At 72.7% G+C, this 21,423-nt stretch carries 17 protein-coding genes; 8 read left to right on the top strand and 9 right to left on the bottom strand.

Features of this window, described 5'->3' with window-relative positions; genetic code table 11:
• Positions 1-45: 45 nt before the first annotated feature.
• From ACH499_RS05920 to ACH499_RS05900, 5 genes are all read right to left on the bottom strand, one after another.
• Entirely contained in the window at positions 46-1,365 is a 1,320-nt protein-coding gene (locus tag ACH499_RS05920) for an esterase/lipase family protein (RefSeq protein WP_399014019.1), read from the bottom strand.
• A gap of 163 nt (positions 1,366-1,528) precedes the next feature.
• Positions 1,529-2,353 (bottom strand): flavin monoamine oxidase family protein, encoded by an 825-nt coding sequence (locus ACH499_RS05915; protein ID WP_399014319.1) that lies wholly within the window; start codon positions 2,351-2,353, stop codon positions 1,529-1,531.
• Positions 2,296-2,856, bottom strand: coding sequence for a flavin monoamine oxidase family protein (locus ACH499_RS05910; RefSeq protein WP_399014017.1), 561 nt, complete (start codon positions 2,854-2,856; stop codon positions 2,296-2,298). The genes ACH499_RS05915 and ACH499_RS05910 overlap by 58 nt, the downstream gene beginning before the upstream one ends.
• 94 nt (positions 2,857-2,950) lie before the next feature.
• A complete protein-coding gene (locus ACH499_RS05905; protein ID WP_399014016.1) occupies positions 2,951-5,911 on the bottom strand; it encodes an aminotransferase in 2,961 nt (986 codons plus the stop codon).
• Between the two features lie 49 nt (positions 5,912-5,960).
• Entirely contained in the window at positions 5,961-6,401 is a 441-nt protein-coding gene (locus ACH499_RS05900; protein WP_356205780.1) for an Lrp/AsnC family transcriptional regulator, read from the bottom strand.
• A 448-nt stretch (positions 6,402-6,849) separates the two neighbouring features.
• Here ACH499_RS05900 and ACH499_RS05895 point away from each other — a divergent pair, with 448 nt between their 5' ends.
• Positions 6,850-7,683 carry a 5'-nucleotidase, lipoprotein e(P4) family gene (locus tag ACH499_RS05895; RefSeq protein ID WP_399014014.1) on the top strand — a complete coding sequence of 278 codons (834 nt, stop codon included), beginning with the start codon at positions 6,850-6,852 and terminating at the stop codon, positions 7,681-7,683.
• Positions 7,684-7,707: 24 nt separating this feature from the next.
• Here ACH499_RS05895 and ACH499_RS05890 read toward each other — a convergent pair whose 3' ends face one another.
• Entirely contained in the window at positions 7,708-8,433 is a 726-nt protein-coding gene (locus tag ACH499_RS05890; protein WP_399014013.1) for a TetR/AcrR family transcriptional regulator, read from the bottom strand.
• A gap of 174 nt (positions 8,434-8,607) precedes the next feature.
• On the opposite strand from ACH499_RS05890, the gene ACH499_RS05885 reads away from it, so the two are divergent.
• The 3 genes from ACH499_RS05885 (at position 8,608) to ACH499_RS05875 (ending at position 13,262) form a co-directional block, all read left to right on the top strand.
• Positions 8,608-10,092 carry an APC family permease gene (locus tag ACH499_RS05885; protein WP_399014011.1) on the top strand — a complete coding sequence of 495 codons (1,485 nt, stop codon included), beginning with the start codon at positions 8,608-8,610 and terminating at the stop codon, positions 10,090-10,092.
• 58 nt (positions 10,093-10,150) lie between these two features.
• Positions 10,151-11,785: an amidohydrolase gene (locus ACH499_RS05880; protein WP_399014010.1), complete on the top strand. Its 1,635-nt coding sequence runs from the start codon at positions 10,151-10,153 to the stop codon at positions 11,783-11,785.
• A 340-nt stretch (positions 11,786-12,125) separates the two neighbouring features.
• Positions 12,126-13,262, top strand: a complete 1,137-nt coding sequence (locus ACH499_RS05875; protein WP_399014009.1) for a ferritin-like domain-containing protein — start codon at positions 12,126-12,128, stop codon at positions 13,260-13,262.
• A 76-nt stretch (positions 13,263-13,338) separates the two neighbouring features.
• On the opposite strand, the gene ACH499_RS05870 is transcribed toward ACH499_RS05875, so the two are convergent.
• Positions 13,339-14,541, bottom strand: a complete 1,203-nt coding sequence (locus tag ACH499_RS05870) for a cytochrome P450 (RefSeq protein WP_356205774.1) — start codon at positions 14,539-14,541, stop codon at positions 13,339-13,341.
• Positions 14,542-14,707: 166 nt separating this feature from the next.
• Between ACH499_RS05870 and ACH499_RS05865 the strand changes: the two genes are divergently transcribed.
• Positions 14,708-15,913, top strand: coding sequence for a cytochrome P450 (locus tag ACH499_RS05865; protein ID WP_399014008.1), 1,206 nt, complete (start codon positions 14,708-14,710; stop codon positions 15,911-15,913).
• Here ACH499_RS05865 and ACH499_RS05860 read toward each other — a convergent pair.
• The gene (locus ACH499_RS05860) at positions 15,877-16,602 is read right to left on the bottom strand and encodes a 4'-phosphopantetheinyl transferase (RefSeq protein ID WP_399014007.1); all 726 of its coding nucleotides are present in this window, start codon (positions 16,600-16,602) and stop codon (positions 15,877-15,879) included. The genes ACH499_RS05865 and ACH499_RS05860 overlap by 37 nt on opposite strands.
• A gap of 8 nt (positions 16,603-16,610) precedes the next feature.
• Complete coding sequence (locus tag ACH499_RS05855) at positions 16,611-18,248, bottom strand: (2,3-dihydroxybenzoyl)adenylate synthase (RefSeq protein WP_399014006.1); 1,638 nt, start codon at positions 18,246-18,248, stop codon at positions 16,611-16,613.
• A 196-nt stretch (positions 18,249-18,444) separates the two neighbouring features.
• Here ACH499_RS05855 and ACH499_RS05850 point away from each other — a divergent pair, with 196 nt between their 5' ends.
• From ACH499_RS05850 to ACH499_RS05840, 3 genes are read left to right on the top strand one after another with little or no spacing between them, the layout of a single operon-like run.
• A complete protein-coding gene (locus ACH499_RS05850) occupies positions 18,445-20,220 on the top strand; it encodes an AMP-binding protein (protein WP_399014005.1) in 1,776 nt (591 codons plus the stop codon).
• On the top strand, positions 20,144-20,389 hold the full coding sequence (locus tag ACH499_RS05845) for a hypothetical protein (protein ID WP_356205769.1): 246 nt from the start codon (positions 20,144-20,146) through the stop codon (positions 20,387-20,389). Before ACH499_RS05850 ends, ACH499_RS05845 begins: the two co-directional genes overlap by 77 nt.
• A gap of 34 nt (positions 20,390-20,423) precedes the next feature.
• Positions 20,424-21,284 (top strand): alpha/beta hydrolase, encoded by an 861-nt coding sequence (locus tag ACH499_RS05840; protein WP_356205768.1) that lies wholly within the window; start codon positions 20,424-20,426, stop codon positions 21,282-21,284.
• Positions 21,285-21,423 lie beyond the last annotated feature (139 nt).

Below are 21,423 nucleotides of genomic sequence, written 5' to 3'. Positions count from 1 at the left end.
GGGCCCTTCCCGGGTCGTCTCGGTTCCTCTGCGCGTTCGCGCCGCTCAGGACAGCCAGGTGGCGACCTGGCCGGCGGCCGAGCTGTGCCACCCCAGTTCGAGGTGGTTGGCGGTCGCTATGGTGGTCCTGCCGCCGACGGTGGGGATGCCCGTGGTGTCGAGCGCGCTGGACACGAAGACGACACCGTCACTCGGGCCGCGGTTCTCGTTGAAGATGCCGACGACGTCCGGCGACCCGCCGGCCAGCAGGTAGGTGGTGACGGAGGCGGGCACTCCGGCCTTGTGCAGCGGGGCGATGAGCGATCCGGCGTCGATGGCCGCCTGGATGCCGGCGCCCGCGGTGTAGAAGCCCTGGCCGCCGTAGTACGTCGTGTACCAGTCCTGGGCGGCGCCGTCGACTCCGTACACCCCGTCCCAGCGGGCCAGCATCTGCCGCTGGCCGGGGTAGTTGTCCTGACCGCCGGAGGGCGTCATGGAGAACTCCGGGTGCGCGGTGTACAGGCCGTAGCAGGTCATGTGGGAGTGCGGGGAGGGTGCGTTGACCTTGCCTCCGCACTCCGGCCAGATGGAGAAGTCGTGGGCCCAGCCGTGGGCGTACGGGTAGTCGTAGCCGCCGTTCGGACCGCCCAGAGTGATCAGCTTCCGCACGTCCCCGCCGTACGCGCGCCCCCAACTCGGCTTGACCGACGACACGTAGGCGCGGGTCGACATCTCGCCCTTGCTCCAGCCGACCAGGTCGACCTTGTCGACGCCCAGCTTGGCCTTGATGACGGCGATCGCGTCGCCGACGATCTGCGCCTGCATGAGGTTGTCGCCCTGCTTGTGCGCGAAGCCGACGGCGAAGACGCGGTGGCCGCGCGCGGAGAGGTACTGCATCAGCCCGGTGGACGGGCACGACAGGGCCCCGCAGCCGTAGCCGCCGCTCTCGCCGGGGTTGGCCCAGGCCCGGTCCGCGGTGTCGTTGGCGCCGTGCACGAGGAGGACGGGTGTGGTGCGGCTTCCGGTGTTCCAGCCGGGCGCCGAGTAGAGCAGGAACCGGTTCGAGGAGGGCCGCGAGACGCCACCGAAGTACGTGACCCGCTTGCCGTCCTGGTCACCGCGGCCGTCCGCCGGGTAGCCCTCGGTCCGGAAGCCGCTGGTCGTGTCGAGGTAACGCTCGACGGACGCCCAGCCGTTGCTGACGGTCCCGGCCCCGTAGCTCGCCTCCAGGGTGAGGTACGGGGGCGGCGCGGCGGCGGCGCCCGCGGCCGTGCCGCTCGCGGCCGCGGGTGACGTCACCACGGCCCCGGCGACGAGCCCCACCACCGCCATGACCCGGGCGGCCCGCAGCCGCCACCGGTGCCCCGGACTCCGTCTGTCGGCCATGTCCCGGCCCCTCCCGCTCGTGTGTACGTGACGTGTTCCTCCGGTGTGTGTTTCCGGCACCGGGTGGCCACACGCTAGGTGGACGGGCGGGTGCCGGGGCATGTGGGCGAACCACACAATGTGAGGGGTGCACATGGTCGGGAACGCCCTCCAGGCCACGGTTTCAGGAACGGACCACGCCCCGGGCGAGTCCGGCCAGGGGGATCGGTGAACCGAGGATCCGTTCGGCGGCGCGGTGCCCCGAGAGGAGCGCGCCGTGCACCGTGGCCGGGTCGCGCGCCCAGGTCGCCTCTCCCGCGAAGTGGAGGACGCCGTCCACGGGTCCTGCCATCGCGTCGTGGTCGTCGTGCGAGGAGCCCACGGCGACGTACGAGTACGAGCCGAGGGCGAGGGGGTCGACGCCCCAGCGTGTGATCCAGTGCGCCACCGGATCGGGGACGCAGTCGCCGTAGATCTCGCGCAGGGCCCCGAGGACCGAGGAGACCACCTCTTCGTCGGTCTTCTGCTCGATCTCCCGTCCCCAGGCCCCGCCGGCGAAGGTCAGCAGCATCGGCCTGCCGCTCACCACCGAGACGTCGTACCAGGAATGCCAGGGGACGCCGGCCTCGCCGTGCTGCCGGATCGCGTAGACGCCGTCCTGCCAGAACCGGTCGGGGAACTGGAGGAAGACCTTGTTGAACACGCCCATCCCGAGTCGGGCGATCGGCCCCGCGACGGTGTCGGGCAGAGCGGGCGTGAACGCGATCGCGCCGGCCTTGAGCACGCCCAACGGCACCGTGACGATCACGTGGGCGGCCTCGAAGGACTCGTCCCGCGTGTCGACTCGCACGCCCGCGGCCGACCTGGTGACCGCGGTCACGGTCTTTCCCGGCCGCACGTCCAGGCCCTCCGCGAGAGTGCGGGGAAGCACGTCGTAGCCGCCCGGGAAGATCACTTCGTCGCCTTCGACGGCGTCCTCGTCGAGGGCGTGGGCGGCGACCCGCTCGATCTCCGCTCCGCACTGCTCCTCCGTGCGATGCCGGTAGAAGACCCGGACGCGAGCGGCGCGTTCGGGCTCCCAACCGGTCGCGGCAAGGGCGCGCTCGGCCGCGGTGGCGTAACTCTCGTCGTCGCCCGACGCCGCGACGGTGGCCCGGAGGAGGTCGTCCGCCGTGCCGACGTCGGTGGTCCACCGCCGTGTCGCTTCGTCGTCCAGCAGGCGCCGCGATGCGTCGTGGTCGGCGATCGGCCGCCCGCCTGAAAGCTCCCCACCGTGAACTCGCGGGTCTCCATCCCGAGCGCGCTGACGAGTGTCGTGAGCGGGTTGCCGGTGAGGCCGTGGATCCATGAGGCGCCCCGGTCGACGCAGAACCCCGCCGTGCGGTCCGTCCAGATCCGTCCGCCGACGCGGTCCCGCGCCTCGAGCACGACCACACGGTGCCCTGCGGCCCGCAGCAGCCGGGCTGCGGTGATGCCGGCGATTCCCGCGCCGACGACGATCGTGTCCGTCATTTTCTCTCTTCTCCGGGGAAGGCGGGACCGGGTCGGCCGAGGCCGAAGGGGACCGCGGCGCCGCGTCGCGAGGGGCCGTCGCCGGCCGCCGGTGTCACCGGGGGCCGTGGCCGAGCTGGGTGAGGGCCAGGTCGAGCATGTCGGCGAAGAAGTCGGCCGCGTGGATGTCGATGCACAGGGGCGGCTTGATCTTCAGGATGTTGAGGTGGTCTCCGGTGGGCTGGACGATGACACCGAGGTCGAGCATGCGGTCGCACAGTTCGGTGGTCTCTTCCGTGGCGGGCTCCAGCGTGCCGCGGTCCCGGACGAGTTCGAGGCCGAGGTAGAGGCCGGAGCCGTGGACGGCGCCGATGACGCCGTAGCGGCCGGCCAGCGCCTCGAGCCGGCGCCTCAGGTGCCCGCCGACGCGGACCGCGTTGGCCTGGAGGCCCTCGTCGCGCAGGGTGTCGAGGACGGTGAGCCCGACGATGCTGGAGACCGGGCTGCCGCCGGTGGAGGAGAAGAAGTAGCCCTGTTCGCGGTAGCGGCCGGCGACCTCCTTGGAGGTGATGACGGCGCCGAGCGGGTGTCCGTTGCCCATGGCCTTGGCGACGCAGACGATGTCGGGGACGACCTGTTGCTGCTCGAAGCCCCAGAACCAGTGCCCGAGGCGGCCGTAGCCGACCTGGACCTCGTCGGCGACGGTCAGTCCGCCGTGACGGCGGACGGCCGCGTACACCTGGGCGAGATAGCCGTCGGGAAGGGGGACTCCTCCGGCGTTGCCGTAGAAGGTCTCGCCGATGAACGCCCCGGGCGGGCGGCCGGCGGCGGCCAGGGCGTCGATGACGGCGACGGCCTCGGGTGCGTAGCGCACGGCATCCGTCCCGCGGTGGCGCCCGCGGTAGGAGTTGGGCGAGTCCACGGTGTGGACCCAGCTCGGGCGGGTGGCGAGGGCGTTCGGGTTGTCCTGGAGCGAGGTGGAGACGGCGTCGGAGGCGTAGGTCCAGCCGTGGTACGCCTCGCGCAGCGCGACGACGTCATGGCGGCCGGAGGCGCCGATGGCCAGGCGGAGGCCCAGGTCCACCGCCTCGGAACCGGAGTTGACGAGGAACACGGTGTCCAGGGGGTCGGGCAGGAGACCGGCGAGGCGTTCGGTGAACTCCACGACCGAGGCGTAGTGGAAACGCGAGTTGGTGTTGAGCCGTCGCAGTTGCCGGGAGACCGCCCGCTCGACGCGGGGGTGGGCGTGGCCCAGCGGGGTGACGTTGTTGACGACGTCGAGGTAGGAGCGGCCCTCGGTGGACAGGAGGTGGTGGCGCCAGCCGCGCTCGATGCGGGGAGGGTCGGAGTAGTAGTGCTCCTGCACGGTCGCGAACACGGCGTCGCGCCGGTCCAGCAGCCCCGTCTCCTCCACCGGTCCGGTGGGCGGGAGGCCGAGGAGCGGTGCCGGGTCGGCGGTGAGCGGCAGCCAGCCGGCGGCGTACTCGGGACGTACCAGGGGAGGGACCGCGGGGCTGCCCGGCGTCCGCAGCGCGACGTGGACCCGGCTCCCGGCGGGGAGACGGAGGAGGTCGTCGCCCGCCCATACCGCGGCGCCGGCGGAGACCACGGGGCCGAGGGAGGCGGGGAAGGACGCGGTGAGCACGAGCGGGCCGTACGTCATCTCCACGACCCCCGGCCCCGCGGCGAGGACCTCCCCCGGACCGGGGGCCTGGAGCACGACGGACCGGCCCAGCGCCAGGTCGACGCCGGTGGGAACCGTCGCGCCGGAGAGCGCCGACAGTGCGGGGGCCCGGCTCAACCGTGCCTGTGCGTACCGGGTGGCCGTCGCGGCCGCGCCGTCCGCGAGCGCGGCGACCGCGAGTGCCTCCTCGGCGCCGGCGTCGAGCCAGGCGCCGCCGTCCATGGAGTCCGCGCCCGTGGACAGGTCGATCACGGCGATGCGGTCCGCGGCGAGGCCGCGCAGCAGGAGACGTTCCGGCACGCCGGCCGCGACGGGCGCGTCGGCCGGGCGGACCGAGTCCTCGACGAGGTGGGTCATCACGGAGAGCGGCAGGCGGGTGGCCTGCTCGAATATCCGCCATTCGCGGTCGAGGGCGGCCTCGGCGTAGGCGTTGTCCTCGTCGACGGCGGCCTGCTGGCGCCCGCTGGCCACCAGGACGCAGGCGCGCAGGACCACCAGCGGCCACAACGCCTCCGCCTCCTCGGCGGTGAGCGGCCGGACGGCGTGGAAGGCGCGGACGGCCGGCAGCAGGTGGTGAGGCTCGACGCCGTCGTGGTGGAGCATCGAGGACAGCGACACGGCGAGCTCGCCGACCGCCCAGCTCGTGGTCAGGTCACCGAAGTCGATGACCCCGTCCGGCATCGGCGGACGGGTGCCGGGACGGCGGATCAGATTGTCGTCGGTGAGGTCCAGGTGCACCGCCTGCTCCGGCAGCGCTGCGGCGAGCGCGTGGACACGGGCCCAGGCCTCGGCGGTCGCGGCCTCGACGGCGGCGCGCCGGTCCGGCTCGTCGATGTGCCGGGCCAGCCTGGCGACGACACGATCGGCGTGCCGCGGATCCCACTGGAGCACGCGCGCCAGGCCCGGGTGCCGGAAGTCGCGCAGGGCGGTGCTGACCCTTCCGGCGATCGTGCCCATGGCCGCCACGGTGGCGGGGGCCAGGTGCCGTGGTCCCGACAGCGTGCCGCCGGACAGGTGGCGCAGCAGGCGCGTGACGGCCGGCCCGTTCCCGGTGTCGACCGTCGTGCGCCGCGGTGAACCGTCGGGCCGGCGCAGGACGGTGGCGATACGCAGTTCCGGGCAGGCCGAGGCGATCAGGTCGGCCGCCGCGTCCTGGGCCTCGATCTCCGTGGCGCCGAAGGCGGGATTGGCGACCTTCAGTACTGCCACGGGCGTCCCGTCCCCGTCGTGCAGCAGGAAGTTGGCATCCTGCTGGCTGCCCAGCGACCGCGCGCGAGCGGTGAGGCCGAGGTGCTCGGCAGCGATGCGTTCGGCCTCGGCCGGTGCCACGCGGGGTACGGGAAGGGCGTCCTCGGTGAAGAAGTCGATCGTGCGGTGCGCGTCGTGCGGCATACGGGTCCTCGGCTGGTACGGGCATACGGGGCTGGGACGCGCGGACGTCTCAGTCGACGTGCCACAGGAAGCGGTGCGTGTGGATCCCGAAGTAGGGGAAGTTCTCCACCGACTCGACCCCCTCGACGGGCCGTACGACGTCGTTGATGAAGTCCAGAAGCGCCCGGGGGTGACCGCACACCACCTCCGCGAACAGGTCGAAGCCGCCGGCCGTCAGGACCGTGTAGACGACTTCGTCGTGCCGGGACAGTTCATCGGCCACTGCCCGGGGATCGCCGTCGATGCGCAGGCCCAGCAGCGCCATCGCCTGCTGGCCCATGACCATCGGGTCGGTCACTCCCACGACCTGGACGGCCTTGGTGTCGATCAGCCGCTGCAGCCGAAGCCGCGCCGCCGAGGGCGACAATCCCACCTTCGGCCCCAGGTCGGCGTAGGGGATCCGGCCGTCGACCTGCAGCTCCCGCAGGATGGCCCGGTCGGTCTCGTCCATGCGGCACCTCTCTCCCCTGCGTGAACGGCAGGTGCTGTGCTGGTTTCAAGCACCATTCCTCATTCGTTCGCTCGATTCAAGAGTGATGACGAAGGAATCGAGCGAGTCGACTCGACCGTCTGACGCTCGGGCACTGTTTCGCCGGCTCGGTGGGTGTGCCGTGCGCGGCCCAGCCGTGACGGCACCCGGCGGTGCGCGCACACCGGAGCGCCGAATCCGCGAGCGGGCGGCTGATCACCGCGCAACGATTCACCGGCCACACGCAACGAATCCGCGTTACCGGGGGAGTGCCGCCGCCGTAGTGTCTCTGCCCGTGAGCGGCGGTGATCCCGAGCTCAGCAGTTCCGTCGCGGGCGTCGAGCCCGACGGCGGCGCGAGGCGGCTCATCAGGCCGGTGCCGCGCAGACGGACCCAACTGGCCGATGAGCCTCTCTCGGAGGAGTAGGAAATGACACTGTCCCGACGCGCCCTCGTCACGACAGTCGCCGGCGGATCGGTGGTGGCGCTCGCCGGCACCGGGCAGGCCGCGGCGGCGGACGACACCGTGCAGAACATCCTGAGTGCGGCGGGCGCCTGGCGGCAGACCGCGGCGGAGCGCGACATGCTGTACCACCAGGCCTTCAACATCGCGCGCGACCGCATCGACGAGGCACTGCGGGGCAGGGGGCAGAGGCGCCGCGGGCACAGGCCGTTGGCGGTGATCTCCGACGTCGACGACACCGTGCTGTCCTCCGACACCTACTGGGCGCGACTGGTGTCCGCGGGCAAGCAGGCCTTCGACGACGAGATGTGGGACGCGTGGGTGCGCGAGAACGGCCCGACCCCGACCCCGGGCGCCGTCGCGTTCACCCGCTACGCCGAGAGCAAGGGCGTGGAGATCTTCTACATCTCCTCCCGTGATCAGGGGCCCGACACCGAGGAGTTGGGCATCGCCAACCTGCGTCATGCCGGCCTGGCCTTCGCCGACCGCGCGCATGTGACGATGCTGCGCGAGTCCTCGGACAAGGAGCCCGCCCAGCAGGCCGTCGCGGCCGAGTACGACGTGATCGCCTACCTCGGCGACAATCTCAACGACTTCCGCCGCCGCTACTACGTGACGTCGGTCGGCCGGCGGAAGGAGCTGGCCGCCGAGGACGCCGAGCGCTTCGGGCGCGACTTCATCCTGTTCCCCAACAACACCGACGGGCACTGGATGCGCGCGATCTTCGGGGAGAGCGAGCCCGCCGACACCCCGGCCTACCGGGCACGGATGCTGCGGGCGGCCGAGGGCCTCGTGCCCTGAGCCCGAGCGGGCGGCCGGACTCTCTCACGTCCGGCCGCCCTCCTGAGGGGCGTGGGCGGCGATCGCGGTCAGCATCAGGTCGAGCGCGAAGCGGAAATTGGCCTCGTCCTCCACCGCCGCGAGGTACGGCGCGGCCGCCGCGATGTGCGGGTGGGTGGTGGCGGGGACGGCGGTGTACGTCCCGGTCCAGGCGGACTCGTCGGCCTGCCGCGCGGCCGGGTCGAGCGAGGAGTAGGTGGCCTCCATGCAGGACCAGGACAGCATGAAGTCGACCAGGGCGCGGTAGTGCGGCACCGCTTGCCCGGGCGGGAACCCCGCCTGGGCGAGCGCCGCCAGGATGGTCTCGATCACGCGCATCTCGGCCGGCCTGCGCGTGATGCGCACGGTGGACAGGACGGCGGCGCGCGGGTGCGAAAGGTAGACCATGCGGACGCGGATGAGGAGCGTGCGCAGCGTCTCCCGCCAGTCGGCGCCGGATTCGAAGCCTTCGAGGCTCTCCTCCAGGAGCCGGTCCGCCACGGCCAGGAGCAGGTCGTCCTTGTTGCGGAAGTGCCGGTAGAGCGCGGTGTGGTCGGCTCCCAGACGTGTGCCGATCCGGCGGAAGGTGAGCGCGTCCGCGCCTTCGGCCTCCAGCAGCTCCAGGCAGGCCTCGACGATCAGCTCCGGGCTGAGCGAGGGCCGGGGGCGGCTCTGGTCGGCCGTGTCGCCCCGCGCCGGCGGCGCCGTCTTCTTCCCCGCGCGTGATGTCACCCTCGCACTCCCCTCAGTTCCGGTCGGACCCCATTGTGCCGCCGTCGCCACCGGCGCGGCACGGCTGCCGCGCCCCCTTTCGTAAACGCCGGTGTCACCACTGTTGACTACGCTCCGCCGTGCTGCGACGCTGCCGCCACCCCCCTCCCGCAGCGCGCCGCGAAGGAGACACCCATGCCCGGTCCCGAGACCACGCCCCGCCCCCTGGTCGCCGACCCCCCCGAGGGCCGGGGCGGCGAGATGCCCAAGGTGCTCGGCGTACGCGACGGAGTCGTGCTCTCGCTGTCCAACATCAGCCCCACCTTCAGCATCGGCGTGGGCCTGGGCATCATCGGCGCGTCCGTCGGCGTCGGCATCCCCGCCGCGTTCCTGCTCGGTCTGCTGCCGATCCTCGGCATCGCGCTCGCGTACGCGAAGCTGAACCAGCGCGAGGCCAACTGCGGTACCGCGTACGTGTGGGTGGGCCGGGCGGTCGGGCCCATGCCGGGGTATCTGATCGGCTGGATCACCGTCGTCACCCAACTGCTGTTCCTGGCCTACGCGGTTCCGCTGATGGGGCAGTACACGCTCCTCGCGGCCGACGCCATGGGGCTGCACGAGGTCGCGGGAGTGGCCCTGGCGGACGCGCCGGTCGCCGTGTCGATGACCGCCGGACTGCTCCTGCTCGTCGGACTGACCGCGCTCGCGGTGTCGGGCATCGACGTGGCCGCCCGCTTCCAACTCGTCCTGATCGTCACCGAGTTCGTGGTGCTGCTGGGGGTGTGCCTGTGGGCCGTGGCGGCCGGTGACGCGGCGTCCTTCGACCCGGCCTGGTTCTCCCCGACCGTCTTCTCCTCGCCGTCGGTGATGGCGACGGGCATCCTGCTGGCCGTGTTCATGTACTGGGGCTGGGAGACCGCGTTCTCGGTGACGGAGGAGAACGCCGACGCGCGTACGTCCGCGCGGGCCGGCATGTGGTCGCTCGCGGCGGTGGCCGGGCTGTTCCTGTTCGCCTCGGTGGCCTTCCAGCGCGCCCTCACCCCCGAGGAACTCGTCACCCATGGCGAGCAGGGACTGCCCTACCTGGGACAGATCGCGGCCGGGGGCTTCGGTCGGGCGGTGACCACCGTCGTGCTGCTGTGCTCCATCGTGGCCTGCGTGCAGTCCGTGCTGATCGGCTCCGCCCGGCAGACCCTGGCGATGAGCCGCGACGGTGTCCTCGGCCCGGGCTGGGCCGCGCTGCACTCCCGCCGGCGCACCCCGTACCTCTCGACCCTGAGGATCGCCGCGCTCTCGGCGGTGCTCGCGCTGCTCTCGTCGGGCCTGGGCAGCCTCCAGGACATCATCACCGGCGCGGTGACCTCGGTCGGCATCCTGATCTCCCTGTATTACGCCTTCGCCGCGCTGGCCTGCGCGCTCACCTTCGCCCGGGAGGCGCGACGGGACCCGCGTCTGTTCCTGGTGACGGTGGCCGTCCCCGTGCTGTGCGGACTGGCCCTGCTGGGGCTCGGCTGCTACATGGTGCACAGCCTGTGGTCCTCGTCCCCCGCCCTCGCCTTCACCGCCGACAACGGCCGCTTCCTCACGCTCGTGCCCGTCGTCATCCTCGTGACCGGCGTGCCCGCCGCCCTGTGGGCCAAGCACGTGCGCAAGGCCCCCTACTTCCGTCGCGCCCGGTAGTTCCCGAACCCGCCGCCGCGGCCCCGCCGTTCACCGAAACCTCGAGGAGTTCCTCCTGATGCCCTTCGCAGATGTCGTCTTCGTCGCCGGCTCCGTGCACACCATGGACCCCGGACACCCCCGTGCGTCGGCCCTGGCGGTGACCGGGGAACGGATAACGGCGGTCGGAGGTGACGACGAGGTGCGTGCCCTGGCCGGGCCGGACACGGTGGTGGTCGACCTCGCCGGACGCGCTCTGCTGCCCGGCTTCCAGGACGCCCACGTACACGCCGTGTTCGGCGGCCTGGAGCTGGGGACCTGCGACCTGACCGGCACGACGGATCCCGACGAGTACCTGCGCCGGATCGCGGCGTACGCGGCCGCGCACCCCGAACGGCCGTGGATCACGGGTGGCGGCTGGTCGATGGAGAGCTTCCCCGGCGGTATGCCGGACCGCCGCACGCTCGACGCGGTCGTGCCCGACCGGCCCGTCCTGCTGTCCAACCGCGACCACCACGGCGCCTGGGTCAACACCCGCGCGCTGGAACTGGCCGGGGTGACCGCGTCCACCCCCGACCCGGTGGACGGCCGGATCGAACGCGAGCCGGACGGCACGCCGTCCGGCATGCTCCAGGAAGGCGCCGCCCAGCTCGTCGGCCGGTTCGCTCCCGAGCCGACCGAGGAGGAACTCGTCCAGGGACTGCTGCGGGCGCAGGCGCTGCTCCACTCGTACGGCATCACCGCCTGGCAGGACGCGCTGCTCGGTGTGTACGGCGGCCACCCGGACGTCTCGGCCGCCTACATGTCGGCTGCCGAGCGGGGCCTGCTCACCGCCCGGGTCAACGGCTCCCTGTGGTGGGACCGGGACGCGGGCGCCGAGCAGATCCCCGGACTCGTCGCGCGCCGCGAGGCCCTGCGGCACGGCCGGTTCCGCGCCGGCACCGTCAAGATCATGCAGGACGGCATCGCCGAGAACGGCACCGGAGCCATGACCGCCCCGTACAAGGACGCGTGCGGCTGCGCGACGTCCAACACCGGGATCAGCTTCGTCGCCCCGGACGAACTGCGCGGATACGTCATACAACTCGACGCCCTCGACTTCCAGGTCCACTTCCACGCGCTGGGGGACCGGGCGGTCCGCGAGGCGCTCGACGCGGTCGAAGCCGCGTGGAGCGCCAACGGACCGCGCGGCAACCGGCACCACCTCGCCCACCTCCAGGTCGTCCACCCCGCCGACGTCCCGCGCTTCGCGCGGCTGGGCGCGACCGCCAACCTGCAGCCGCTGTGGGCGGCGCACGAGCCCCAACTGGACGAGCTGACCACGCCCTTCCTCGGTGACGGTCTGGCCGACCGCCAGTACCCCTTCGGCGACCTGCACCGGGCCGGAGCCCGGCTCGCCGCGGGCAGCGACTGGCCGGTCAGCTCAGCGAACCCGCTGGAAGGCATCCACGTCGCGGTCAATCGCGTCCTGCCCGGCGGCGGCCGGCCGGCCTTCCTGCCGGAACAGCGCCTCGCCCTGGAGACCGTGCTCGCCGCCTACACGTCGGGCTCCGCCTACGTGAACGGTCTCGACGACACCGGTGTCCTGCGTCCCGGGCACCTCGCCGACCTGATCGTCCTCGACCAAGACCCGGCCTCGACGGACCCGTCCGAACTCGCTTCCCTGCGGGTCGAGGCGACGTACGTCGGCGGGGAGCGCGTCTTCGGCGACTGAGCGGGGCCGCCGGCCCCGGGCCGCGGGGCCTGTCCCGCGGCCCGGTCGTGCGCGCCGCCGGCCGGTGCGGCCGCGCGCACGCGGGCCCGTCGCGGGCGGCGACAGGTGGGCGACAGGTTCGACGCCGGTGAGCCGCCGTTTTGCCAGGCTCGATGGCCGACCGGCCTGCGCGACGGCAGGGACGGCGGACGCGGATGCGGCGGCTTCCGGTGAGGCGCTCGTGCGGCGCGCGTGCCCGCGGCCGGGGCACCGGGTGCGCCGATCCCCGGGCCGGAAGCCCTCGGCGGCTTCCGCGCCCACGAGTGGCTGCCCGCCCGCGACGCGACCCGAGGAGTCACCGATGACCACGGAAGAGCTGTACACGCGAGCCCCGGACGACATGGTCTGGCAGGTGCCCACGGCGGGACCGGCCCGCTTCGACTGGGAGTACGACGACGGCCGGGAGCGGCTGCTGTCCCTGTATCAGAAGGGCAAGGACAGGCAGTGGGACTCGGAGCGGCGCATCGACTGGGGACTGGAGGTCGATCCGTACGACCCGCTCGGCGTCCCGGACGAGGCGATGACGCTGTACGGCACGCGGTACTGGGACAAGATGACGGACCGCGACAAGGGGGAGCTGCGCAGGCACTACGGCTCCTGGCAGTTCAGCCAGTTCCTGCACGGCGAGCAGGGCGCGATGGTGTGCGCGGCGCGGATCGTGCAGTCGGCGCCGGACCTGGACGCGAAGTTCTACTCGGCGACCCAGACCATGGACGAGGCGCGGCACGCGGAGATCTACAGCCGCTTCCTCAGGGAGAAGATCGGGATGCTGTACCCGGTCAACGACGATCTGCGCTCGCTGCTCGGCGACACGCTGCGGGACGCGCGCTGGGACATGCCGTACCTGGGCATGCAGGTGCTCATCGAAGGGCTGGCGCTCGCGGCGTTCGGGATGCTCCGCGACACCACCGACAAGCCGCTGCCCAAGCAGATCCTCACCTACGTGATGCAGGACGAGGCGCGGCACGTGGCCTTCGGGCGGATGGCGCTGCGGGACTACTACCGCCAGCTCGGTGACGCCGAACTCCGGGAGCGGGAGGAGTTCGTGATCGAGGGCTGCCATCTGATGCGCAACCGGCTGCGCGGCACGGAGGTGCTGGAGAACTTCGGTGTCCCGGCAGCGGAGGCGGCGGAGCTGAGTGAGCGCAGCGGGGCCGTCCAGCTGTTCCGCAAGCTGCTGTTCGGCCGGATCGTGCCGTGCGTGAAGGACATCGGGCTGTGGGGCGAGCGGCTCCAGCGCGCCTATGCCGACATGGGCGTCTTCGAGTTGGGCGACTCGAACCTCGACCTCCTGATGACGCAGGACGAGGAGCTCGCCGAGAAGCTGGACGCGGAGCGGTTCGCACAGGAGGAGGCGGAGCGTACGGCGGAGGTGGAGGAGACGATCGCGCAGGGCACCCGGCGGGAGGGCCCGCGCAGGGAAGCCGCCGAGTCCTGAAGGCACTCCGGGGCGTACGGCGGTCCCGCCCTGCCCCTCGCCGCCGTACGCCACGCCTCCGGTCCCCGGCCACGCCCTACGAGGGGGGAGCCAGCGCGACCGGAATGCTCGTGTAGCCGCGGAACGTGACGCTCGGGCGCCGGACGATCTCGCCGGTCAGACGCGGGGGCCCGGCCGCGTGCGCCAGCCAGTCGGCGACGGCGCGCCCCTCGACCTGTGCGAGGGCCGCGCCCAGACAGTGGTGCGGACCGCCGCCGAAGCTGACGTGCGGGTTGGGGTCGCGGGTGATGTCGATGTCCTCCGGCCGGTCGAAGCGCGCGGGGTCGTGGTTCGCCGAGCCGAGCAGCAGGACGAGGATCCGGCCGGGGCGGACGGTCCGTCCGTCGATGTCCACCGGCTCCTTCACGTAGCGGGCCGTCGCCTGGATCGGGGCGTCGTAGCGCAGCATCTCCTCCACGGTGCTCGCGGCCAACTCCGGGCGCCGGCGCAGCAGTCGGAGCTGGTCGGGACGGGTGAGCAGAGCCGACCAGATCGTCGAGATCAGGTTCGTCGTCGTCTCGAAACCCGCGAAGAACAGGAACACGATGTTGTCGATGAGGGTCTCGTGGTCGAGGTCCGGGGTCTCCCGCTGCACGGCCAGCAGATTGCCGATCAGGTCGTCGGACGAGCGGTGGGCGCGCTCGTCGACCAGGTTCCTGACGTAGTCGCGCAGCCAGGTGACCGCCGCGTGCGCTCCCTCGCGTTCCTCGGGCGGCACGTAGAGCGCGAAGGCCTTGGCGAGTTGCACGGCGTGCGGCCGCACGGCCTCGCGGTCGACGTCCGGGATGCCGATCAGCTCGCAGACCACCGTCACCGGCAGCGGGAAGGCCAGGTCGTCGACCACGTCCATGTGCCCCCGCTCCAGGGCCGCGGACATGAGCTCGTCGACCTGTCCCGCCACGTAGTCGTAGAGGCGGCGCATCAGGGAGGGGCTGAACGAGTGCTGCATGATCCGCCGCCAGAGCGTGTGCGTCGGGGGGTCCTGGTCGAGGACGATGCGCTGGAGGAAGTCGTTGGCGGGGCCGGCGCCGTTGGAGAACTCGTGGAACTCCGGGGGGTACTCGTGCCCGAGCCGGCGGTCCTTGAGGAGCTGTACGACGTCCGCGTGGTGCGAGACCACCCACTGCCCCGCCGAGCCGCGTGCCAGCCGCCCGGCCGCCCGCAGCTCTGCGTACATCGGGTACGGGTCTTCGAGCACACGCGGATCGCGGGAGTCGAACTTCGCCGGGAGCTGTCGCATCGCGCCTCCGCCACCTCCGCCTCGCCTGTTCCGGTCGGCCACCGAGACTGGCAGAGCCGCGGCGGATCGGCTCCGAACCTGTCGGTCAACCTTCGGTCTCCGGCCGGGCGCCACGGCGCCGCGGCTACATTGAGCGCGATTTCGGAGGTGTCTCATGCTGTCGGACATGCCGCGGTACGTACTTGACGACGCCAAGAACGTGGAGGATCCGTATCCGGTCTACCAGCGGCTGAGGGAGTACGGGCCGGTGTGCAGGGGCGGCCCCGGACAGTGGGTGTTCTCCCGGCACGCCGAGGTCAGCGCGCTGCTGCGCGACCCCCGCCTGGGCCGTGAGTACCCGGAGCAGTACCAGGCCATGTCGATCGGGCAGGGCCCCGCCAACGACTACCTCCAGCGGATCATCATCAACCGCGACGGCGGCGCCCACGTCCGGCTGCGGCGCCTGCTCACCAAGTCGCTCACCCCCGCCATGGTGCGCTCGCTCGCCGAGCCCATCGGCGCGCTCGTCGACGGGCTCCTCGACCGGCTCGCCGACCGTGAGGCCTGGGACCTGGTGACGGACCTGGCCGTCCCCGTCCCGATGCTGGTGATGAGCGAGCTGCTCGGCATCCCGGAGGCGGACCGTGACACGGTCGCCCGGTGGTCCACCTCACTGGCGGCGGCGTTCGCGGTGTTCATCCCGGAGGAGAAGCGGCGCGAGGCCCACGAGGCGGTCGTCCGGCTGCGCGAGTACTTCACCGGCCTCGTGCGCGAACGACGCCGGCGGCCGGGCGAGGACCTGCTGTCGCGGATGCTCATGGCGGTGCGGGACGGCACCGAGCCGCTGACCGACGAGGAGATCGTCGACAACGCGCTCTTCGTGTACTACGCGGGCTTCGAGACCACCACCAACGTGATCGCCACGGGGGGCAGCGTGCTCCTCACCCAGCCCGACGCGCAGCGCAGGCTGCGCGCCGAGCCGGACATCGTCGCCACCGCCCTCGAGGAGTTCATGCGCTACGACGCGCCGATCCAGGCCACCTCGCGGCTGGTCCTGGAACCGGTCGAGATCGCCGGCCGCACCGTCCGCGCGGGACGCGTCGTCGTCCTCCTGCTGGGCTCCGCGAACCGCGACGCGTCGGTGTTCGAGGATCCCGACCGGCTGGACCTGACCCGCTCGCCCAACCCGCACGTCAGCTTCGGGGGAGGGGTCCACCTCTGCCTGGGAGCGGCCCTGGCGCGGGTCGAGGGCGCGGTCGTCTTCCGGCGTCTGCTGGCCCGCTTCTCGGACATCGGAGCGGCCGGGCCGGCCCGCTGGAGCCCCAGCGGCGGCGGCTTCCGGTTCCCGTACTGGGCCTACGAGGAGATGCCCGTCACGGCCGTGCCCTCCTGACCGTCCGCGGCCGGCCGGACGGCGGGCAGTTCGCCCGCGGCCACCGCGATCGCGGCGACCAGGACGCCGTGCCGCGCCAGCCACCGCCCGCGCACGGCCGGGAACCCGGACGCCGCGCCGGCGGGCCGCACGACGAACCCGCGCCCCCGCGCGTCCCCGGGCGACGGGGCGAAGGTGACCTCGGCGCCGTCGAAGCCCAGCCACCTGCCCGTCACGGGCGACCACAGCTTGTAGAAGGCCTCCTTGGCACAGAACAGCAGCCGGTCCCACCGGACGTCGGGGTGGGCGGAGTGCAGCGCGGCGAGATGGCGCAGTTCCCCGGCCGACGCGACGCGCCCGGTCACGCGGTCCGGCAGCGGCTCGTCCGGCTCGGCGTCGATGCCCAGGCCGGACACCACCGAGGCACGCGCGACGACGGCCGCCCGGTACCCGGCGCAGTGCGTGAGGCTGCCGACCAGCCCCCGCGGCCAGCGCGGTGCGCCCAGCCGCCCCGGCAGCAGGGGCGCCGGGGCGTGCCCGAGGCGGCGCACGCACTGAGCGGCGGCCCACCGGACCGTCGTGAACTCCCGGACCCGCTCCGCGACGGCGCCGGCCACCAGCGCCCGCTCGGAGTCGAAGAGCCGGTGGGTCCGCGCGTCGCCGAAGAGGTCACGCGCGGCGACCTCCGCGGGCACCAGCTCCTCGATCACACCCGGCCTCAGCCGGTGGCGGCATCGGCCGCCGCGGCCCGCAGCGCGGTCTTGTCGATCTTGCCGACCGGGGTGCGCGGCAGCGCGGGCAGCAGCCGCAGCTCGTCGGGCAGCTTGAAGACGGCCAGGCCCCGGGCCGTCAGATGGCGCTTGAGAGCGAGCAGAGTCGGTTCCGCGCCGCCCGACGGCACGACGAAGGCGACGGACGCTTCGCCGAGCGCGGGGTCGGGCCGCCCCACCAGCGCCGCCTCGCTGATCGCCTCGTGGCTGCGCAGGTGGCTCTCGACCTCCTCGGCGGACACCTTCTCGCCACCGCGGTTGATGATGTCCTTGACGCGCCCGACGATGATCACGTTGCCGTCCGGTGTCAGCCGGGCGAGGTCCCCCGTGCGGAAGAAGCCGTCGGGCGTGAACGCGGTGCGGTTCGCCTCGGGGGCGTTCCAGTAGCCCCGGATGGTGTACGGGCCCCGGGTGATGAGTTCGCCCGCCTCCCCGGCCGGCACCTCGCGCAGGTCCTCGTCGACGATCCGTATCTCGTCGTACTCCGACAGCGGCCGGCCCTCCGTGCCGTGGATGATCTCCTCGGGGTCGTCGAGACGGGTGTACGTCAGCAGCCCTTCACCGATGCCGAACCAGTTGCTGATGCGGCAGCCGAGCGCGCGCTGGGTACGGCCCGCGGCGTCGGCGTCGAACTTCGAACTGCCGACCTGGAGGAGCACCTTGCTCATGTCGACCCGCCGCACAGCGCTGGCGTCGGACCACAGCGCGGCGATGGCGGGCACCACCGTGGTGTGGGTGACCCCCTCGCGCTCGATCAGCCCGAAGACCTCGTCGGGGGAGGGGCTGGCGGCGAGCACGGCCTTGCCGCCCACGAGCAGCGCGCCCCACACGCCGGGGCAGCCCAGGGCGGCGTTGTGGGCCGCCGGGTTGGCGGCCAGGTACACGCTGTCGCGGCCGAAGTCGAGGGCCGCGGCGCAACCGCGGATGTTGAACGCGTAGTCGTCGTGCGTACGCGGGATCAGCTTCGGCCTGCCGGTGCTGCCGCCGGAGAGCAGGAGCAGCGCCACCCCCGCCGGGTCCACCGCGGGCAGCGGGGCACCGGCCGAGGCCGCCCCGGTCTCCCGGACCGTCTCCAGCGAGGTGAACTCCTGGGCGTCGCCGCTGATCACACAGACGAGGTCCGGTGACGTCTCCCGAAGGCGGCGGGCGACGGTGCGGTGGTCGAAGCCCTGGAAACGGCCGACCGTCACGTAGCCGACCGCCTCGGAGGCCGCCACGAGGTGGTCGATCTCGACCTGGCGGTGACCCGGCAGGGCGAGCACGGGGATGATCCCGGCCCGCAGCATCCCGACCGTGACGGTGAGGAACTCGACGACATTGGGGAACTGCACCACCACGCGGTCGCCGGGCCGGATGCCGAGGGCGAGCAGACCGTGGGCGATCTCGTCGGCCTCGGCGCGCAGGCGCCCGTGCGTGACGCGCCGGTGGCGGTCGACCGCGGCGACCGCGTCCGGATCCGTATCGGCCGCCGCGGTCAGGGCGTCACCGAGGGGGACACCCCGCCACAGGCCCGCCCGCCGGTAGCGGACGGCGTCCTCCTCGGGCCACGGAGTGAACGTGCCGGTCGGAGTGAGCTGCTCTGTCATCGGCGTCCTCGGCTTCCCCACGGCGTGCCACGGTCCCCTACGGCGAGTCAGTTTGGGGGAGTCCGCCGCATCGGCACGGCGGCGCGACAGAGCTGTGAAAGAGACGGCCGGTGCCGCGTTCCCGTCTCATACGGTCCCTGGTGACTGGCCGTGAACATGCGGGCGGCCGTCGGCTCGGCGACCCGAGGGGCAGTCCATGACCAGTACCGGCATCCATCCGCTCGAGTGGCTGGAACACCCGCGCACCGACACGGCCGTGGAGTTCTTCGACGCCGCGTCGAGCGTCACCGCCCCCTACACGGCCGTCGCGGAGCGCGCGCTCGCCGTCGCCGGCGGCCTGATCGCGAACGGCGTCACGGCCGGGTCGGTGGTGCCGCTGCTGTGCGGCAACGGCCCGGACCTGATCGCCGGCTTCTACGGGATCCAGGCGGCCGGCTGCGCGGTGTCCGTGCTTCCTCCGCCCACCCGCGTGTCCGGTGACGCCCACCGTGAACGCGTCCGCCAGGTGATCGACGCACTCGACGCCGACGTCCTCGTGCTCGACGCGGCGCACGAGTCCTACGCGCGGGAGGTGGTCCGCGAGGAGCCCGGGTTCGCCTCCCGCAGGCGGGTGCGGCTCCTTCCGACCGACGCGCTGGCCGCGGCCGGCCCCGGTCGTCGTACCGCCCCGGACCTCGCCCTCGTCCAGTTCACCTCGGGCAGCTCCGGCCGGCCGCGCGGCGTGCGCGTCTCCCACGACGCCCTGGCCGCCAACGTCGCGGCGATCCGCGACTGGGAACGCGCCACCGAGCGCGACGCCTGGTGCTCCTGGCTGCCCATGCACCACGACATGGGCCTGATCGGCTGCATGGTCGTCCCCGTGTCGGGAGGCAACAACGACCTCGCGGTGTGCACCCCCGAGACGTTCGTCCGCCATCCGCTCGCCTACCTGCGCCGCTTCGACCGCGGCGGCGCCACGATCACCGCGACCCCCGCCTTCGGGCTGCAGCGCATCGTCGACCGGGTCGGCCCCGAACAGCTCGACGGCCTCGACTTCGCCGACTGGCGCGCCCTGATCGTCGGTGCCGAACGGATCGACCCGGCCCTCGTGGAGTCGTTCACCGGCCTGCTGTCCGGGTACGGCCTCGCGCCGAGCGCCCTCACACCCGCCTACGGCCTCGCCGAGAGCACGCTCGCGGTGACCGGGGTGCCCGTCGACCGGAGCGCCGCCACCGTGCGCGTCCGCCGCCGGGAGCTGGCCGTCGGCGCGGCCGTGCGCACCGACGTAGACGGCCTGGACGAGCACGGGATCGTCGACGTGATGAGCTGCGGGCGGCCGCTGGCGGGCCTGGACGTCTGGCTGGCCGGCCCGGAGGGCGAGCCCCTGCCGGAAGGCCACCTCGGCGAGGTCGTCGTGACCGGCACCTCCCTGGCGGACGGCTACCTGGACGGCTCGGCGGCGGGGACCGCGTTCTGCGACGGGCGGCTCTACACCCGTGACGTGGCCTTCGAACGCGACGGCGAGCTGTTCGTGCTCGGCCGGCTGGGCGACAGCCTCAAGGTGAACGCCCGGTTCGTGTTCGCGGAGGACGTCGAGATGATGCTCGGCCGCGCGGGACTGGACCTCAACCGCACCTGTGTGGTGCTCGGAGAGCTGGGCTCGCGGGCCCACGCGTACGCCGTCCTGGAGGACCTCGACGCCTCGTGCGCCGAGGTCGCCGACCGGGTGCTCCTCACGACGTGCCCCGGCGTCGAACGCCACGTCGTCCCCGTTCCCCGCGGGACCATCCCGCGTACGTCGAGCGGCAAGAGCCGGCGCCGGGAGCTGTGGCTCAGCCTGAGCCACAAGAACGCAGTAGCGGAAACGAGACGGGAGAAGGCGGATGCCCTTTCAGCCGCAGGAGGTCCGCGAGACAGTGCTCGGGATCATCCAGCAACTCGCGCCCGAGCCGGAGCGGTTCGACTCGGCGAAGGACCTGAACCTGGTCAATGACCTCGGCTTCCACTCGCTGGCCCTGCTCGAGCTGGCCTTCGCGATCGAGGACGACTTCGACCTGCCGCCGATCGACGAGGAGACCGGCCGGGGCATCCAGACGACCGAGCAGGTACTGGAGTACGTCCTCGGCCAGCTCGCGGAGCAGGACGAGCTGGTCACGCCCTGATCCGGGTGGCCGCCCAGCGACGAAGGGAAACTGCATGAAGATCGCACTGCCGACCGGCGTCACCCTGAGCTACGACATCTACGGCCCCGAGGACGGGCCGGTCGTCGTCCTCGTCCCCGGGCAGCACCAGGCGTCCTTGTTCGAGGACATGCAGGTGCCGCACCTGACGAAGGCGGGCTACCGGGTGGTGACCTTCGACCTGCGCGGCGTGGCGCCGTCGGAGGAGACACCGCCGCCCTACACCGTCGAACTGCTCGGCGAGGACCTGGCGGCGTTCAACGAGGCGCTGGGCCTCGGCGCCTGCGCCTACATCGGGTACTCCGTGGGCGCGATGATCCTCCTCGAATTCGCCATGAAGCGGCCCGACCTGATCGAGCGTGCCGCCCTGATCGGCGTTCCGTGGAAGGCCAGCAAGCTGCAGGAGGCCATCCAGGCCGAGGCCGTGACACGGCTCCAGTCGGACCAGAAGATCCCGGCGCTCCTGGAGGGCGCCTACCGGGCGATGTACCTGTTCGGACCGCGGGCGCTGAACCGCGACGCGTTCATCGGGCCCTTCCTGCAGGGACTCCAGGGGTGGGCGGAGTCGGGCGGGCACGGCGCGATCGGCCACGCCGAGGCCGCCCGGCGGTTCCGGCCCTCCCCGGAGGAGGTCGGCAAGGTGCGCGTGCCGCTGCTCGTCGTCGGCATGGAGCACGACATCGTCGCTCCGCGGCACTTCGCCCGCGAACTGGCCGGCCTGATCCCGACGGCCGAGTACACGGAGATCCGCAACTGCGGCCACGCGTCCCTGCTGGAGAAGCCGACCGAGGTCAACAACCTGGTGGGGGAGTACCTGCGGACCGGCAAGGTCGGCAAGCCGCGGGGCAGCAACCGGAACGACGACGAGGCCGCCTGACCGCTCCCCCGCGACGGCGCGCCGGCGGGGGGGGGCCCCCCCCCCCCCCCCCCCCCGGGGGCGCCCCCCGCCCCCCCCCCCCCGCCCCCCCCCCCCCCCCCCCCCGCCCCCGTCGGGGCGACGCCCCAAACAACCCGAT

It is taken from the genome of Streptomyces sp. NPDC018947, from assembly GCF_044390505.1.
Classification (GTDB): Bacteria; Actinomycetota; Actinomycetes; order Streptomycetales; family Streptomycetaceae; genus Streptomyces.
The sequence above is the reverse complement of the archived record's forward strand: the minus strand, read 5'-3'. Positions and strand labels throughout refer to the sequence as shown.

Excerpts from the sequence above, each read along its gene's own strand:
- ACH499_RS05895 (WP_399014014.1), top strand. The coding sequence starts at position 6,850 with ATGACACTGTCCCGACGCGCCCTCGTCACGACAGTCGCCGGCGGATCG.
- ACH499_RS05870 (WP_356205774.1), bottom strand. The coding sequence starts at position 14,541 with ATGCGACAGCTCCCGGCGAAGTTCGACTCCCGCGATCCGCGTGTGCTC.
- ACH499_RS05905 (WP_399014016.1), bottom strand. The coding sequence starts at position 5,911 with ATGCCGCACGACGCGCACCGCACGATCGACTTCTTCACCGAGGACGCC.
- ACH499_RS05880 (WP_399014010.1), top strand. The coding sequence starts at position 10,151 with ATGCCCTTCGCAGATGTCGTCTTCGTCGCCGGCTCCGTGCACACCATG.
- ACH499_RS05855 (WP_399014006.1), bottom strand. The coding sequence starts at position 18,248 with ATGACAGAGCAGCTCACTCCGACCGGCACGTTCACTCCGTGGCCCGAG.
- ACH499_RS05920 (WP_399014019.1), bottom strand. The coding sequence starts at position 1,365 with ATGGCCGACAGACGGAGTCCGGGGCACCGGTGGCGGCTGCGGGCCGCC.
- ACH499_RS05840 (WP_356205768.1), top strand. The coding sequence starts at position 20,424 with ATGAAGATCGCACTGCCGACCGGCGTCACCCTGAGCTACGACATCTAC.
- ACH499_RS05865 (WP_399014008.1), top strand. The coding sequence starts at position 14,708 with ATGCCGCGGTACGTACTTGACGACGCCAAGAACGTGGAGGATCCGTAT.
- ACH499_RS05910 (WP_399014017.1), bottom strand. The coding sequence starts at position 2,856 with ATGACGGACACGATCGTCGTCGGCGCGGGAATCGCCGGCATCACCGCA.
- ACH499_RS05875 (WP_399014009.1), top strand. The coding sequence starts at position 12,126 with ATGACCACGGAAGAGCTGTACACGCGAGCCCCGGACGACATGGTCTGG.
- ACH499_RS05885 (WP_399014011.1), top strand. The coding sequence starts at position 8,608 with ATGCCCGGTCCCGAGACCACGCCCCGCCCCCTGGTCGCCGACCCCCCC.
- ACH499_RS05900 (WP_356205780.1), bottom strand. The coding sequence starts at position 6,401 with ATGGACGAGACCGACCGGGCCATCCTGCGGGAGCTGCAGGTCGACGGC.
- ACH499_RS05850 (WP_399014005.1), top strand. The coding sequence starts at position 18,445 with ATGACCAGTACCGGCATCCATCCGCTCGAGTGGCTGGAACACCCGCGC.